General features: G+C 67.8%; 12 protein-coding genes. 9 read left to right on the top strand and 3 right to left on the bottom strand.

What is annotated here, in order from left to right; translation table 11 throughout:
• Window positions 1-53 precede the first annotated feature (53 nt).
• Entirely contained in the window at window positions 54-1,262 is a 1,209-nt protein-coding gene (locus tag ACQKQA_RS05125; RefSeq protein WP_427554320.1) for a DSD1 family PLP-dependent enzyme, read from the top strand.
• 120 nt (window positions 1,263-1,382) lie between these two features.
• Here ACQKQA_RS05125 and ACQKQA_RS05120 read toward each other — a convergent pair whose 3' ends face one another.
• Window positions 1,383-2,327: a SphA family protein gene (locus ACQKQA_RS05120; RefSeq protein WP_427554186.1), complete on the bottom strand. Its 945-nt coding sequence runs from the start codon at window positions 2,325-2,327 to the stop codon at window positions 1,383-1,385.
• Between the two features lie 269 nt (window positions 2,328-2,596).
• Between ACQKQA_RS05120 and ACQKQA_RS05115 the strand changes: the two genes are divergently transcribed.
• From ACQKQA_RS05115 to ACQKQA_RS05105, 3 genes are all read left to right on the top strand, one after another.
• Entirely contained in the window at window positions 2,597-3,634 is a 1,038-nt protein-coding gene (locus tag ACQKQA_RS05115; protein WP_427554184.1) for an AraC family transcriptional regulator, read from the top strand.
• A 111-nt stretch (window positions 3,635-3,745) separates the two neighbouring features.
• Entirely contained in the window at window positions 3,746-4,630 is an 885-nt protein-coding gene (locus tag ACQKQA_RS05110; RefSeq protein ID WP_427554182.1) for a Dyp-type peroxidase, read from the top strand.
• Window positions 4,631-4,658: 28 nt separating this feature from the next.
• Window positions 4,659-5,627, top strand: a complete 969-nt coding sequence (locus ACQKQA_RS05105; RefSeq protein ID WP_427554180.1) for a Gfo/Idh/MocA family protein — start codon at window positions 4,659-4,661, stop codon at window positions 5,625-5,627.
• Window positions 5,628-5,764: 137 nt separating this feature from the next.
• Here the strand turns inward: ACQKQA_RS05105 and ACQKQA_RS05100 are convergent, their stop codons facing one another.
• Window positions 5,765-6,502, bottom strand: a complete 738-nt coding sequence (locus ACQKQA_RS05100) for a TorF family putative porin (protein ID WP_427554178.1) — start codon at window positions 6,500-6,502, stop codon at window positions 5,765-5,767.
• 105 nt (window positions 6,503-6,607) lie between these two features.
• Window positions 6,608-8,350, bottom strand: coding sequence for an amidohydrolase (locus ACQKQA_RS05095; RefSeq protein ID WP_427554176.1), 1,743 nt, complete (start codon window positions 8,348-8,350; stop codon window positions 6,608-6,610).
• A 104-nt stretch (window positions 8,351-8,454) separates the two neighbouring features.
• Between ACQKQA_RS05095 and ACQKQA_RS05090 the strand changes: the two genes are divergently transcribed.
• From ACQKQA_RS05090 to ACQKQA_RS05070, 5 genes are read left to right on the top strand one after another with little or no spacing between them, the layout of a single operon-like run.
• Complete coding sequence (locus ACQKQA_RS05090) at window positions 8,455-9,372, top strand: LysR substrate-binding domain-containing protein (protein ID WP_427554174.1); 918 nt, start codon at window positions 8,455-8,457, stop codon at window positions 9,370-9,372.
• A 38-nt stretch (window positions 9,373-9,410) separates the two neighbouring features.
• The gene (gene lexA / locus ACQKQA_RS05085; protein WP_427554172.1) at window positions 9,411-10,028 is read left to right on the top strand and encodes a transcriptional repressor LexA; all 618 of its coding nucleotides are present in this window, start codon (window positions 9,411-9,413) and stop codon (window positions 10,026-10,028) included.
• Window positions 10,028-10,645: a translesion DNA synthesis-associated protein ImuA gene (gene imuA / locus ACQKQA_RS05080; protein WP_427554170.1), complete on the top strand. Its 618-nt coding sequence runs from the start codon at window positions 10,028-10,030 to the stop codon at window positions 10,643-10,645. The genes lexA and imuA overlap by 1 nt, the downstream gene beginning before the upstream one ends.
• Window positions 10,646-10,652: 7 nt before the next feature.
• On the top strand, window positions 10,653-12,071 hold the full coding sequence (locus ACQKQA_RS05075; protein WP_427554168.1) for a Y-family DNA polymerase: 1,419 nt from the start codon (window positions 10,653-10,655) through the stop codon (window positions 12,069-12,071).
• Entirely contained in the window at window positions 12,068-15,160 is a 3,093-nt protein-coding gene (locus ACQKQA_RS05070; protein WP_427554166.1) for an error-prone DNA polymerase, read from the top strand. Before ACQKQA_RS05075 ends, ACQKQA_RS05070 begins: the two co-directional genes overlap by 4 nt.
• Window positions 15,161-15,255 lie beyond the last annotated feature (95 nt).

Genomic DNA, 15,255 nt, shown 5'->3' with positions numbered 1-15,255 from the left:
TCCTGCTCGGCACCGCGGGCGTCGGCGCCTTGCTGGCGGGTGTGGGCGCCTGGCTGCGGCCCGCCGACCGGGGCGGGCCCTACAACGATTATTTCCGCGCGCTGAACCAGGAACTCAAGGCCCATGGCCCGATGCGCCCGGTGATGTTGATCGACCTCGACCGCCTCGATCACAACATCGATGTGGCGATGCAGTCGGTCAGGCGCGGCGGCAAGCAACTGCGGCTGGTGGAGAAGTCCCTGCCGTCGCCGGGGCTGCTGGCGTACATCGGCCAGCGCGCCGGCACCCAGCGCCTGATGTCGTTCCACCAGCCGTTCCTCAATCACGATGCCCAGCGCTTTCCCGAGGCCGACATCCTGCTGGGCAAGCCGCTGCCGGTGCGCTCCGCCGAGCTGTTCTACCAGGGCCACAAGGGCCCGTTCGACCCGGCCCGGCAGTTGCAGTGGCTGATCGACAGCCCCGAACGCCTGCAGCAATACCTGGCCCTGGCCCGCGGCCTGGGCACCCGGCTGCGGATCAATATTGAACTGGACGTCGGCCTGCATCGCGGCGGGGTGAAGGACAGCCTCGAACTGGGGCCGCTGCTGACCCTGATCGCCGCCCATCCCCAGCACCTGGAGTTCGCCGGGTTCATGGGCTACGACCCCTTCGTCGGCATGGGCGTGCCGGGCATCCTCGGCTCGCCCCAGGAGCTGTTCGCCCAGGTCATGCAGCGTTACCAGAGTGCGGTGGACTTCACCCGGCAGCAGCATGCGGCGCTCTGGCAGCCGGGCCTGACCCTCAACACCGCCGGCAGCCCCAGCTACCGCATGCACGAGCAGGAACAACTGAGCAGCGAAGTGTCGGTGGGCACGGCGCTGCTCAAGCCGACCCATTACGACCTGCCGTCCCTCAGCGAGCATGTGCCGGCGGCCTATATCGCCACGCCGGTGCTGAAAAACACCGGCCCGGTGCGCATCCCGGCGCTGGATGAAAAGTCCAAGTTGTTCTCTTGGTGGGACCCGAACCAGCGCGAGACGTTTTTCATCTACGGCGGCAACTGGCAGGCCGAATTCGAGTCGCCCCCGGGGCTGCAAGGCAACGGGCTGTTCGGCCGCAGTTCCAACCAGGAGATGGTCAACGGCTCGCCCGCCGTGGGCCTGGGGCCGGACGACCAGGTGTTCCTGCGGCCGATGCAGAGCGAAGCCGTGCTGCTGCAGTTCGGCGATCTGCTGGCGGTGCGCGGCGGGCGGATCGTCGAGAGCTGGCCGGTGTACAGCTAGGGATTCGCGGCGTTCTCAAGGTGTATCGCGGGCAAGCCTCGCTCCTACAGAAGAACGTAATCTGGTAGGAGCGAGGCTTGCCCGCGATGAACGATAACGCAATGCGTCAACCATGCCGCGTCACAGGGTGAACGGAATACTCAGCTTGGCCCACAGCATCTCGCCCTCGGGGCGGTTCTCCACGTCGAACTCCTTGGCCCAGCGGATCTCCGCGCTGGCGTACTTGAGGAAGGTCAGGTACAGCGCCGGGCCGATGGCGAATACCTGGCCGCGCACGCCGTCGTCCACGTCCTCGCCGAGAAACTGCACGGTGCGACCGTACTGTTTGTCATCGGTGGTCTGCTTCAGGTAATAGCCGTTGACCCCCAGGCTGAGGTTGTCGGTCACCTTGTAGCTGGCGGAATAGTCGAAGTGGAAAATCTGCCCGGACCTGTAGTCGGTGGCGTGGTTTTCCTCGTTGAAGCTGTAGGTGGTCTTCAGCGACAGCTCGGTCCGCGGGGTCGGCATCCAGGTTACCGACACCAGCGGCTTGTAGGTGTAGAAATTGTTGCTGGTGTTGGCCAGGCGCGCGGCGTCGTACTTGCCGGTGGGAATGGTGATCTCCACGGCGGCGCCCAGGGTCAGGTTCTTGCCCAGGTCCCACAGGATGATCGGCGCGACGGTGGTGTCGCCCATGCTTTCGCGCTGGTCCTCAAGGCCGAAGACCCCCACCTGCTGGCGCAGGTAGGGCTGCGCCACGTAGCCGCCCAGGCGGCCGCCGAACACCCGCAGCGGGCTCAGGTAGTCCAGGCGCGGGATGATCGCATCCGAGACGATCCGCACGTCCGGCACCTTGCCCCCGAGGGAGCTGATGTCCAGCTTCCGCGCCTCGTAATGGTTGTAATACAGGTTGAAGGCGAACATGTGGTCCGGCAGGCCGTTGACATCCAGCGGCAGCATGAAAAAACCGTCGGTGCCGGGGCCGATATTGTCGACCCCGGATTCGGTGGCCAGGGCGGGCAGGGCGGCGAGGCAGGCCAGGCTGGCGGCGAGGCCCCGGGGGAGAAGCGTGCGGGTCGAATTCATATTCGGGCTCATTATTATTGTCAGTGGGCGCACAGGCGGCCGGTTTGCGGCCGCCCCATAGGAATAAGCCTTCGACGCCTGGCCAGGCAGGGTATTGGCGGCCACCGAGGGGGACTTTCGCGGCCAGCCTGCAATGACTTGTTACATCCTTCCGTGGGCGAGCCCGGAAAACGCTATGCTGAGCGAGCGCTCGCCTCGCCCCGGCAAGGAGGGCGGGGCGCATAACCAGAATAAGAATTGCAGCCGAACCGGCTCGGGACCCGATGCCCATGCAGATGAAAACCGTCGATCCGCAGTACCAGCTGGCCCTGGTTTCCCCCTTTTTGTTGCAGACCCTGGCCGAAGTCGCTGGCAGCCATGGCGTCGACCCGCAGAGCCTGTGCCGCGGCCTGGGCTTTACCCTCGATGACCTGCAGGACCCCGCGCAACGCATCTCCTACCGCCAGGCCGTGGCGATGATCCAGCGCGCGCTCAAGGCCTTGCCCGGGCAGGGCCTGGGGTTGTGGGTCGGGCACCAGAACGTGCTCGGCACCCTGGGCCTGCTGGGGCATGTGCTGTCGTTGTGCAAGACCCTGCGCGACGCCTTCGACATCGGCATCCGCCACCAGCACACCTCGGGCGGCATCGTCACCTGCACGGTCCGCCAGCAGGGCGACGAATTTTTCGTCGAGGCCGAGTGCCGGCTGCCCTGGAGCGACGTGCAGATCTTTGCCGTCGAAGAGTTCTTCGCCAGCCTGCCGGTCTATGGCCGGGCCCTGGTCGGCGCAGACTTCAAGCCGCTGCGGGTCGAAGTCATGCATGCCGCGCCGGCCTACCGGGACGAGTACCTGCGCCTGCTGGGGCCCGAGGTGCATTTCGGCTGCCTGCACAACCGCATGGTCATCGCCGGCGAATGGCTCGATACGCGTTTGCCCAACCACCACGCCGTGGCCCTGCGTCAGGCGCTCCAGCTGCTGGAGCTGGAAAGCGCCCAGGTGCACCGCAAGCTGGACCTGATCGAGGCGGTCGAGCGGGCCATCTCCCGCGACCTGGCCCAGGGCAGCCACATCGACCAGGTCGCCGGCGACCTGAACATGAGCGGCCGCACCCTGCGCCGGCGCCTGAGCGAGCACGACCTGACCTTCGAGACGCTGCTGGAACAGGTACGCCGGGCCCGCACCCTGAACCTGCTGGCCAACCCGCAGCTGTCCATCGAGCGCATCACCGAGGCGGTCGGCTACAGCGATGTGCGCAGTTTCCGCCGGGCGTTCAAGCGCTGGACCGGCCTGAGCCCCAGCGCCTACCGGGAGGAGGGCGGCCAGCCCTAGCCGCGAGCGTTGCGACGGCGTGACGATCCATCGCGTCGGCCCGGCGTCATCGAAACCGCCACAAACCCCGGCGTGCCGGGTAAACTCCGGGCTTTCTTCAGAGGAGTCGTCATGAGTTACTACCAGCCGGGCATTCTTGCCACCCCTGTTCCGACCCAGGCCCGCCACCTGTTTTTCGCCCTCGAATCCGTCGAGGCACTGCCGGCGGCGATCGATCGCTTGCAGGCGCTGGTGGACGGGAAAACGGCGGTAGCAGGTTTTGGCGCGTCGCTGGTCAAGGCCCTGGGCGCTCGGGTGCAGGGGCTCAAGGCTTTTCCGGCACTGACCGGCGTCGGCGTCGACAACCCTTCGACCCAGCACGCGCTGTGGGTCTGGCTGCATGGTGCAGACCGCGGCGAGCTGCTGCACCGCAGCGATGCCCTGGAGGCCGCGCTGGCCCCGGCGCTGCGCCTGGTGCAGATGAACGAAGCCTTCCGCCACAAGACCGGCCACGACCTGACCGGTTACGAGGACGGCACCGAAAACCCTCACGATGACGAGGCGGTCGCCGCGGCCCTGGCCGAGGGCGCCGATGGCCTGCGCGGCGGCAGCTTCGCCGCGATCCAGCAGTGGCAGCACGACTTCAAGGGCTTCGCCGCGATGCATCAGGAGGAGCGCGACAACATCATCGGCCGCCGCCTGAGCGACAACGAAGAGCTGGACGACGCGCCGGAGTCGGCCCACGTCAAGCGCACCGCCCAGGAAAGCTTCACCCCCGAGGCCTTCATGGTGCGCCGCTCGATGCCGTGGATCGAAGGCGACAAGGGCGGCCTGATGTTCCTCGCCTTCGGCCACAGCCTGCAGGCCTTCGAAGTCCAGCTGCGGCGCATGAGCGGCCTGGAAGACGGCATCGTCGATGGCCTGTACCGCATGAGCCGGCCGATCACCGGCGGCTACTACTGGTGCCCGCCGCTGCTGGACGGTCGCCTCGACCTGCGCGCGCTGCAAGCGGTCTGACCGGCCAATGGGCCCAGGAGGAGAGAGCATGCAGCCAGTGCGTTGGGGCATGATCGGTTGCGGCAGCGTCACCGAACGCAAGAGCGGCCCGGCCTTCTGCAAGGCGCCGGGCTCGGCCCTGGTGGCGGTGATGGGCCGGCGCCTGGAAGCGGTGCGGGACTATGCGGCGCGCCACGGTATCGCACGTTTCTACACCGATGCCCAGGCGCTGATCGACGACCCCGAGGTGGACGCGGTGTACATCGCCACGCCGCCCGACAGCCATCACCACTACAGCCTGCTGGTGGCCGCCGCCGGCAAGCATTGCTGCGTGGAAAAGCCCATGGCCTTGAATGTCGCGCAAAGCCTGGAGATGCAGCAGGCATTCCAGCAGGCCGGATTGCATTTGTTCGTGTCTTATTACCGGCGTTCCCTGCCGCGTTTCCAGCAGGTGCGGCAGTGGCTGCGGGACAGACGCATCGGTGAGGTCCGGCACCTGAGCTGGACCCTGACCAAGGCGCCGGCCGAGGTCGACCGCAGCGGCGGCGCCAACTGGCGCACCGACCCTCAGGTGGCCGGCGGCGGTTACTTCGTCGACCTGGCCAGCCACGGTCTCGATCTGTTCCAGTACCTGCTGGGGGATATCACCGAGGTGGTCGGGCTCACCGCCCGACAGGCCGGGCTGTACCGCGCCGAAGACGCGGTGAGCGCCAGTTGGCGCTTCGCCAGCGGAGCCCTGGGGACGGGCGCCTGGAACTTCGTCGCGGACCGGCGGGTGGACCGGGTGGAGATCATCGGCAGCCAGGGCCGTATCGGGTTCTCGGTTTTCGACGAGCATCCGGTGCAATTGGAGGCCGATGAACAGTTGAGCCTCATCATCGGCAACCCTGAGCATATCCAGTGGCACCACGTGCTTGGCATGAACGCCCATATCCGTGGCGAAGCGCAGCACCCGGCGCTGGCCGCCGAGGCACTGAAGACCGACCGGATCATGGACCTGATTCTCAAGCGCGGTTAGGCCCAAACCTTCGCAGCGTCTGTAGGAGCAGCCGGTCGACGCTCGATTGCGTGCGATGAACGATAACGCGGTATGCCAGGCATTCCGCTCGCTCCTACAGGTTCTGTGGCGTCAGCCAGGTGGTAGCAAGGAACGCCTCAGAAGGCCTTGCGTGCGCTGACCACCCAGGTCGCGCCGCACAGGTCGTCGAACCCGTAATTGCTGGTGCACTGGCTTTTCGACAGGTCGGTATCGATATAGCTCAGGCCCAGCAGCACCCCGGCCACTTCCCGGGTCAGCCGGGCTTCCCATTCGTGGTAGCGGTCTTCGCCCTGGCCCGAGGCGGAGACCAGGCGCGGGTCCTTGAAGTCCATTTCGCCGTAGCGCAGCCTCAGCCCCAGGCCCAGAGGCAGTTCGGTCTCGTAGCCGAGGTAGCGGTACAGGGTGCTCTGTTCGCTGTCGACGCCCGGCGCATCGTTGGCGTAGTAAGCCCCCACCTGCACGCCATAGGCCGTGAGAATCCCGTAGACCTCGCTCTGGTTGAACTGGCTTTCCTTGGGGTAGCTGTACTTGAGGTAGCCCAGGTCGAGGCTCACCGCCTCGCTGGCGTGCCACAGCCAGCCGGCGTAGTAATCGACTTCCTGGCGGGTTTTCAGGCCGCCGCCGAAATCGACGTTGGAGCTCCAGGCCCCCAGGTACAGGCCGCTGCTGTGCACCAGGGTCATGGCGGCCTGCACGGCCGGATCGTTCCGGGTCTGGGAAATGCCGCGGGTGCGGTAGTCGCTGACCAGGGCCAGTTCCATGTCCAGGGAAACGTCGTCGTTCAAGGGCAGGGCCCGGCTGCTCAGGGGCAGCAGGCTCAAGGATCCGAGGGCGAGCAGGGTGAAGGCTTTCATGAAGGGCATCCCATTCTTGTTTTGATTGTTCTGGGCGGATGACAGGCAAGGCTGCGCCGTACCCCATGCTCGGCAAGCCATGGGGCGGCGGGGCGGTGGTGCGGGTCAGAGTGGGCGGTTGTAGACCTCGCGGCCGGCGAACCAGGTCTGCAGGACCTGGGTGTCATGCAGGGCTTTTTCGTCGACGCTGAACACGTCGCGGTCGACCACGATGAAGTCTGCCTGCTTGCCGGCGCTCAGCGAGCCGATCTGGCGTTCCAGGCCGAGGGCGCGGGCGGCGTTGAGGGTGTAGGCGTAGAACATGGTTTCGCGGTTCAGGCGCTCATCGGCGTTGAGCACCCCCAGCGGCCCCTGGCGGGTGATGGCCTGGGCGATGGCGTTGAACGGATTGGGCGAGGACACCGGCCAGTCGCTGGCGCCGGCGAGGGTCGCGCCCTGTTTGAGCAGCGAGTGCGCCGGGTACTGGTAGCGGAACGCCAGGGCGCTGACATAGGGTTTGATCATGTCGGTGGTGTAGTCGTCGGCGCTGGCCCACAGCAGCTGCATGGAAGCGATGACGCCCAGGGGCTGGAAGCGGGCGAACTCTTTCGGGTTGACCATCTGCAGGTGGGTGATGGAGTGGGCGATGCCGCTTTGGCGATCCTTGCGCGCCTGGGCGATGCCGTTGAGGGATTCGCGCACCGCGCGGTCGCCGATGGCGTGGATGTGCACCAGCCAGCCGCGCTGGTCGATGGCGCTGACCAGTTCGCCGAAATGCTGCGGGTCGATCAGCAGTTCACCCTGTTTGTGCGAATTGCGGTAGGGGTCGAGCATCGCCGCGCTCTGGGCCGGGTATTCGATCACCCCGTCGGCGAAGATCTTGACCCCGGGCAGGGTCAGGTTGGGGATGCCCTGGAACTGCTGGCGTACCTGTTCCAGGACGTCGAGGTCGGCGGGGACGCTTTTCGGGTTGGCCACCAGCAGGGCGGCGACGTGGGCGCTCATGCCGCCGCTCTCGGCCAGGGCCTTGTAGGCCGGCAGCACGCCGACGGTCTTGGCCGTGGGCTTGAGGGCGAAGACCGCCTCGCCGGGGGCGGCGTTGGCGGCCGGGTCCATCCAGGCGGTGATGCCCAGGCTGTTGTTGTAGCGCACCGCCGATTGCGCGGCGTTGAGCATGGCGGCGGGGCTGGGCACTGGCATTTTCGCGGCGACCCGGTCCCAGCCGGCGTCCACCAGGAAACCATTGGGGTTGCCGTTGGCGAGGGTGCCGATGGTGCCGCGCTCGGCTTCCGGCAGGCGCTTGAGTAGGGCGGCATCGATGCCGGCACGCTCGAGCATGACGTTGTTGGCCCAGGCGGTATGGTGATCGCTGCCGGTGAACACCACGGGCACGCTGGCCCATTCGCCGGCGTTGAAGCGCTGGCCCAGGGCTTCGGCCTGGGCCCAGTAGGCCGAACTCATGCCGGCCACACTCAGCACATCGCCATGTCTGGCCTTGCCGTCGTCGCGCCAGGCGCGGAGTTTTTTCTCCAGCGTAGCGAGGTCGACCACCTCGTCCTGCATATTGGCCGAGGTCATTTCCAGGCCGCCGAAGATCGCGTGGGAATGGCTGTCGATCAGGCCGGGCATCAGGGTCTTGCCGCCCAGGTCGATGACCTGGGTGCCGGTTTCGATCAGCGCCCTGATCTGCGCGTCGCTGCCCACCTGCAGCACCTTGCCGTCGGCCACCGCCAGGGCCTGGGCCTTGGGCTGGGTGCGATCGGCGGTGAACACCTTGCCGTTGAGCAGCACCAGGTCGGTGGCGGCCATGGCTTCCATCGAGGCAAAACTCATGGCAAGGACCAGCAGATTCGGGATGAATCTTTTCATTGAGTATTTCCTTGTTATTGGCGTTTGATAGCCAGATTAGTAGCTCGTCATCAGCAGCAGAACGCCTCGCCAGCGAAAAACGTTTTTGCCTGGATGGAAAAAGCATGGACAAGTTGAGTGCATTGAAAATGTTCGTCGCCACCGCGCAACTGGGCAGTTTCAGCCGGGCCGCCGAGCAGTTGGGCAAGACCCCCTCGGCCCTGACCAAGGCGGTCAACCACCTGGAATCCGAGCTCGGGGCGCGGCTGTTCGAGCGCAGTACCCGGCGGATCCTGCTGACGGAAGTGGGGCGTCTGTACCTGGACACCGCGCGCCAGGTGTTGCAGCGGCTGGAGGAGGCCGGCGAGGAAATCGAGCAGCTGCAGCATGGCTTGCGCGGCAGCCTGAAAATCACCGCGCCGCTGGCTTACGGACAGGCCTTTCTCGATCAGGTGTGCGGCGGTTTTCTCGAGCAGTACCCGCAGATCAACCTGCAGGTGGATTTGTGCGACGCGTTCGTCAACCTGCTGGAAAGCGGCTATGACCTGGCCCTGCGCGAAGGCCATGACGACCTGCCGGGGCTGATCGCCCGGGTGGTGGGGCGCAACCGGCTGGCGTTGTGCGCCAGCCCGGCCTACCTGGCGCGCAAGGGCGTGCCGGTCACCCCGCAGACCCTCGACCGGCACGAGTGGCTGTTCTATCGCCACCCCTTGCTCAGCCGCGAGTTCTGGTGGGTCGAACGGGACGGCCAGCGCCTGAGCCTGCCGCAACCCCATGCGCCGCGGTTGCGCAGTGACAATTACGACCTGTTGCTGGCCAATGCCCTGGCTGGCCGCGGGCTGTTGCACACGCCGCTGTGGAGCGCCGCGCCCTACCTGGCCGACGGGCGCCTGGTGCGGCTGATGGCGGACTACGAGATCGATCCGGACAGCTTCGGCCCGCACATCCTCGCGGTCTATCCCAGCCACCGGCGGGCGACGGCCAAGGTGCAGGCCTTCATCGATTACATCGCCGGTTTCCTGGCGAGCCGGGACCTCGGCTGACTGGCGGTTCTTGTCAGTAAAACCGCAAAAGAGTACAAATGTACTCCATGAGCCCTTTATCTCCCCGTCGTACCGCCATCCTGACCTTTATCCGCGAACGCATCGCCGAGCACGGTCAACCCCCGAGCCTCGCCGAAATCAGCGAGGCCTTCGGCTTCGCCTCGCGCAGCGTGGCGCGCAAGCATGTGGTGGCCCTGACCGAAGCCGGCTTCATCGAGGTCAACCCGAACCAGGCGCGGGGCATCCGCCTGCTCAACCAGCCGCCGCGCCCCGAACTGCTGGAGATCCCGGTGCTCGGCCGGGTGGCGGCGGGGGCGCCGATCGGCGTCGATGCCGAGGTGCACCAGCGTTTGCTGCTCGACCCGGGGCTGTTTTCCCGGACCCCCGATTACCTGTTGCGGGTCCGGGGCGACTCGATGATCGAGGACGGCATTCTCGACGGCGACCTGGTGGCGGTGCGCCGCGACAGCGAGGTGCGCAATGGCCAGATCGTGGTGGCGCGGCTGGACGGCGAAGTCACCATCAAGCGTTTCGAGCGCCGGGCCGATGGCGTGCGCCTGCTGCCGCGCAACCCGGCCTATGCGCCGATCCTGGTCGGCGAAGACCGCGACCTGGCCATCGAAGGGGTGTTCTGTGGCCTGGTGAGGCAAGGCTGATGGGCGCTGTCGTCGCACTGGAGACGCTGTTCAATGCCGGCCGCGTCTGGAAGGGCCGGCCGACGGCGCCCGCCGCCAGCCCGCAACCCACGGGGCACGCCATGCTGGACGCGGCCTTGCCCAGCGGCGGCTGGCCGGAAGCGGCGCTGACGGAAATCCTTGTGGCCGCCCAGGGTGTCGGCGAACTGCAACTGCTGTGGCCGACCCTGGCACGGCTGTCGGCCGCCGGCGAACGCATCGTGCTGGTGGCGCCGCCCCATGTGCCGTACCCCCAGGCCTGGCAGGACGCCGGGGTCGACCTGCGCCAGTTGTCGGTGATCCAGGCCGGCGAACGGGATGCCCTGTGGGCGGCCGAGCAATGCCTGCGTTCGGGCAGCTGCGGGGCGGTGCTGTGCTGGCCGCAACAGGCCGACGACCGCGCCTTGCGGCGTTTGCAGGTGGCGGCCGAAACCGGCCAGACCCTGGCCTTTGTCTATCGCTCCCTCAAGGAAGCCATCAACCCCTCGCCGGCGGCCCTGCGGATTGCCGTGGAGGCCCGGCCGGCGCAGCTGCGGGTGCTCAAGTGCCGTGGCGGCCTGGTCCAGGCGGCGCCGATCGCCTTCGCGCCGGGGCACTGAGGTTGCCATGCGCTGGGTCTGTATCCTGTTCCCGCAACTGGCGCTGGACGCGGCGCTGCGCCAGCGCCCCGAGCCCGAGGCCGCGCTGGCGCTGCTCAGCGGTACGCCGCAACGCCGGGTGATCCAGGCGGTGAATGCCGCGGCCCGCGAGCTGGGGCTGCGCCCCGGGCAATCGTTGACCGCCGCCCAGGCCCTGAGCAAGGCCTTCGCCAGCGCCGAGTACGACGTCGATGAAATCGCCTGTTGGCAGCAGTTCCTCGCGGCCTGGGCCTATCGCTTCAGTTCCCAGGTCAGCCTGTTTTACCCACGAGCCCTGGTGTTCGAGATCGAGTCGAGCCTGGGCCTGTTCGGCCCCTGGCCGCAGCTGGAGGCGCGCCTGCGCCGGGAGCTGGACGAGTTGGGCTTTCGCCATCGCATTGTCGCCGCGCCGAATCCGGCGGCGGCCCGGGTCTTGGCCAATGCCCACGACGGGCTGGCGGTCGCAGGCCAGGAGCAATTGCGCCAGGCCCTGGAGCGGATGCCCGTCGAGCGCCTGGGCCTGGCGCCAGGCACGGCCACGGCCTTGTCGCGCATGGGCTTGCGCACCTTCGGCCAGCTCCGGGAACTGCCCCGGGACACCCTGGCCCGGCGTTTCGACGCGGACCTGCTCCGGCACCTGGATACCTTGCTGGGCGAGCGCTCCCTGGCGCTGGCGTTCTACCAGCCGCCGGACCGTTTCGACGTGCGCATCGAGTTGAATTTCGATGTGCTGTCGCACCAGGCCCTGTTGTTTCCCCTGCGCCGCCTGAGCGGCGACCTGGCGGCCTTCCTCTGTGGCCGGGACAGTGGCGTGCAGCGTTTCGACCTGCACCTGGAGCATGTCGAGGCCCCCGACACCCTGATCAAGGTCGGCCTGCTCAGCGCCGAACGCGAGCCGGCGATGCTGTTCGAGCTGGCCCGCGGGCGCCTGGAGCAGGTCCAGGTGCCGGCGCCGGTCCGTGGCGTGCGCCTGGTGGCCGAGGATCTGCCGCGCTTCGTGCCGCAGCACCGCGAACTGTTCGACGACCGCCCGCAGCAATCCCTGCCCTGGGAGCAGTTGCGCGAACGCCTGCGCGCCCGCCTGGGGGACGAGGCGGTGCAGGGCCTGAGCTCGCACGCCGACCACCGCCCTGAGTGCAGTTGGCAGCCGCTGGGCGACAGCCAGGCCGGTGGCCCGTTGCTACCCGGCCCCCGGCGTCCGGGCTGGCTGTTGCGCGAACCGCAGGCGCTGCAGGAAGGGGCGGCGCGCATTCTGATGGGGCCGGAGCGCATCGAGTCCGGCTGGTGGGACGGCGGCGACGTGCGGCGCGACTACTACCTGATCGAAACCCGCGGCGGCCAGCAGGGCTGGGCCTATCGGCCGGTGGGCGAGGCGGGGCCCTTGCTGCTGCAGGGTTGGTTCGCATGAGCGGTTACGCCGAGCTGCACTGCCTGTCGAACTTCAGTTTCCAGCGCGGCGCCTCCAGCGCCCGCGAGCTGTTCGAACGGGCGGCGGCCCAGGGCTACCAGGCCCTGGCGATCACCGACGAGTGCAGCCTGGCCGGTATCGTCCGCGCCTGGCAGGCCGCGCAGGACAGCAAGCTGCCGCTGATCGTCGGCAGTGAGATGCGCCTCGACGACGGCCCGCAACTGGTGCTGCTGGTGGAGAGCCTGGAGGGTTACCAGGGCCTGTGCCGGCTGATCACCCGGGCCCGGCGCCGGGCGCAGAAGGGCAGTTACCAGCTGCTGCGCGAAGATTTCGCGCAGCCCTTGCCGGGGTTGCTGGCCCTGTGGCTGGCGGACAGGGCCGGGTCTCAGGAAGCCGGAGCGCAGCAGGAAACCGGGCGCTGGCTGCAACAGGTGTTCGCCGACCGGCTGTGGCTGGCCGTGGAGCTGCACTGCGGCCAGGACGACGACCGGCGCCTGGCCGGCTCGCTGGCGCTGGCGCGGGAGCTGGGGATTGCCGCCGTGGCCAGTGGCGATGTGCATATGCATGTCCGGGGGCGCCGGGCCTTGCAGGACACCATGACCGCGATCCGCCATCACCTGCGGGTGGCCGAGGCCGGCCAGCGCCTGTACCCCAATGGCGAACGCCATCTGCGCAGCCTCGAGGCCTTGCAGGGGCTGTACCCGCCGGCCTTGCTGGAGGAGTCGCTGAAGATCGCCCGGCGCTGCCGCTTCGACCTCGGGCAACTGAACTACCAGTACCCCCGTGAGCTGGTGCCGCACGGCCAGACGCCGACCCGCTGGCTGCGCGAGCTGACCGAGCGCGGCATGCGCACGCGCTGGCCCGAGGGGGCCACGCCCAAGGTGCGCCAGCAGATCGACGACGAGCTGGCGCTGATCGCCGAGCTGGGGTACGAGAGCTACTTCCTGACGGTGCACGACATCGTCAGTTTTGCCCGCGGCCAGCACATCCTCTGTCAGGGCCGGGGCTCGGCGGCCAACTCGGCGGTGTGCTTCGCCCTGGGCATCACCGAGATCGACCCGGACCGTTCGACCCTGCTGTTCGAGCGTTTTCTCTCCCGCGAGCGCAACGAGCCGCCGGATATCGACGTGGATTTCGAACACGAGCGTCGCGAGGAAGTCCTGCAGTATGTGTTTCGGCGCTACGGCCGTCAGCGGGCCGCACTGACCGCGGTGGTCAGCACCTACCACGGCGCCGGGGCGGTGCGCGACGTGGCCAAGGCCCTGGGCCTGCCACCGGACCAGGTCAATGCCCTGGCCGACTGCTGTGGCCACTGGAGCGATGCACCGCCCGCTGTGGAGCGCCTGCTGGAGGCCGGCTTCGACCCGGACAGCCAGGTTTTGCGCCGGGTCCTGGGCCTGACCGGGCAACTGATCGGCTTTCCCCGGCACCTGTCCCAGCACCCCGGCGGCTTCGTGATTTCCGAACAGCCGCTGGACAGCCTGGTGCCGGTGGAGAACGCGGCCATGGCCGAGCGCACCATCATCCAGTGGGACAAGGACGACCTGGACAAGGTCGGGCTGCTCAAGGTGGATGTACTGGCCCTGGGCATGCTCAGCGCGATCCGCCGCTGCTTCGACCTGGTGCGGGGCTATCGCGGGACGCAGTGGACCCTGGCGACCATTCCGCCCGATGACCGGGAAACCTACGAGATGATCGGCCGCGCCGACACCATCGGGGTGTTCCAGATCGAGTCGCGGGCACAGATGTCGATGTTGCCCAGGCTCAAGCCGCAGAACTTCTACGATCTGGTGATCGAGGTGGCCATCGTCCGCCCGGGGCCGATCCAGGGCGGCATGGTGCATCCGTATCTGCGCCGGCGGAACAAAAAAGAGGAGGTGACCTATCCCTCCCCAAAACTGGAAGCGGTTCTGAAGCGAACCCTGGGCGTGCCGCTGTTTCAGGAACAGGTGATGCAGATCGCCATTGTCGCCGCCGACTACACCCCCGGCGAAGCCGACCAGTTGCGCCGTTCCATGGCCGCCTGGAAGCGCCATGGCGGCCTGGAGCCCCATCGCCTGCGGCTGCGCGACGGCATGCGCGCCAATGGCTACAGCGACGAGTTCGCCGCGCAGATTTTCGAGCAGATCAAGGGTTTCGGCAGCTACGGTTTCCCCGAGTCCCACGCCTCCAGTTTCGCCTTGCTGACCTATGCCAGCTGCTGGCTCAAGTGCCACGAACCGGCGGCCTTCGCCTGCGCCCTGATCAACAGCTGGCCCATGGGCTTCTACAGCCCCGACCAGATCCTCCAGGACGCGCGCCGCCATCACCTGGCGATCCGCCCGGTGGACGTGCGCGCCAGTACCTGGGATTGCAGCCTGGAACCGATGGCCGGCGTGCAACCGGCGCTGCGCCTGGGGCTGCGGATGATCAAGGGCTTTCGCGAGGACGACGCGCGGCGGATCGAGGCGGCGCGCGGGTGCGCCCCCTTTGTCGATATCGCCGACCTGGTGCAGCGCGCCCGCCTCGATAGCCGCGCCCAGGAATTGCTGGCCGATGCCGGGGCCTTGCGCGGGCTGGCCGGGGACCGGCACCGGGCGCGCTGGGAAGTGGCGGGGGTGCAGCAACAGCTCGGCCTGTTCGCCGGCCTGCCGCGCCAGGAGGAAACGCCGGTGGCCTTGCCGCGGCCGACGGTGGGCGAAGACCTGCAGGCCGATTACCTGAGCGTCGGCACCACCCTGGGGCCCCATCCGCTGGCCCTGCTGCGGGGCGAGCTCAAGGCCCGGCGCTGCCGCAGTTCCCGCGAGTTGCTGGAGGTCGGGCACGGGCGGGCGGTCAGCATCGCCGGGCTGGTCACCGGGCGCCAGCGGCCGGGCACGGCCAGCGGCGTGACCTTCGTCACCCTGGAAGACGAGTTCGGCAACGTCAACGTGGTGGTCTGGCGCGACCTGGCCGAGCGCCAGCGCCGGGTCCTGGTGGGGGCGCAGTTGCTCAGGGTCGACGGCACCCTGGAAACCGAGGGTGAAGTGCGCCACCTGATCGCCGGACGGCTGAGCGATCTCAGCGAGTTGCTGAGCGGTATCACCGTGCGCAGCCGGGACTTTCGTTGACGGCGCAAGCGCTTGCCCAGCGGGCAGGAGCGCAATAGAGCCCCCGCAGTCAATCGACTGGCGCCAACTATTTTTATTTCTTTTCGCCATGATGG

The sequence above is a fragment of the Pseudomonas sp. NPDC089530 genome, from assembly GCF_050280705.1.
Taxonomy (GTDB): Bacteria; Pseudomonadota; Gammaproteobacteria; order Pseudomonadales; family Pseudomonadaceae; genus Aquipseudomonas.
The sequence above is the reverse complement of the archived record's forward strand: the minus strand, read 5'-3'. Positions and strand labels throughout refer to the sequence as shown.

Coding starts and splice junctions, on each gene's coding strand:
- ACQKQA_RS05070 (WP_427554166.1), top strand. CDS start 12,068: ATGAGCGGTTACGCCGAGCTGCACTGCCTGTCGAACTTCAGTTTCCAG.
- ACQKQA_RS05100 (WP_427554178.1), bottom strand. CDS start 6,502: ATGAAAGCCTTCACCCTGCTCGCCCTCGGATCCTTGAGCCTGCTGCCC.
- ACQKQA_RS05090 (WP_427554174.1), top strand. CDS start 8,455: ATGGACAAGTTGAGTGCATTGAAAATGTTCGTCGCCACCGCGCAACTG.
- lexA (WP_427554172.1), top strand. CDS start 9,411: ATGTACTCCATGAGCCCTTTATCTCCCCGTCGTACCGCCATCCTGACC.
- ACQKQA_RS05110 (WP_427554182.1), top strand. CDS start 3,746: ATGAGTTACTACCAGCCGGGCATTCTTGCCACCCCTGTTCCGACCCAG.
- ACQKQA_RS05095 (WP_427554176.1), bottom strand. CDS start 8,350: ATGAAAAGATTCATCCCGAATCTGCTGGTCCTTGCCATGAGTTTTGCC.
- ACQKQA_RS05105 (WP_427554180.1), top strand. CDS start 4,659: ATGCAGCCAGTGCGTTGGGGCATGATCGGTTGCGGCAGCGTCACCGAA.
- ACQKQA_RS05120 (WP_427554186.1), bottom strand. CDS start 2,327: ATGAATTCGACCCGCACGCTTCTCCCCCGGGGCCTCGCCGCCAGCCTG.
- imuA (WP_427554170.1), top strand. CDS start 10,028: ATGGGCGCTGTCGTCGCACTGGAGACGCTGTTCAATGCCGGCCGCGTC.
- ACQKQA_RS05115 (WP_427554184.1), top strand. CDS start 2,597: ATGCAGATGAAAACCGTCGATCCGCAGTACCAGCTGGCCCTGGTTTCC.
- ACQKQA_RS05075 (WP_427554168.1), top strand. CDS start 10,653: ATGCGCTGGGTCTGTATCCTGTTCCCGCAACTGGCGCTGGACGCGGCG.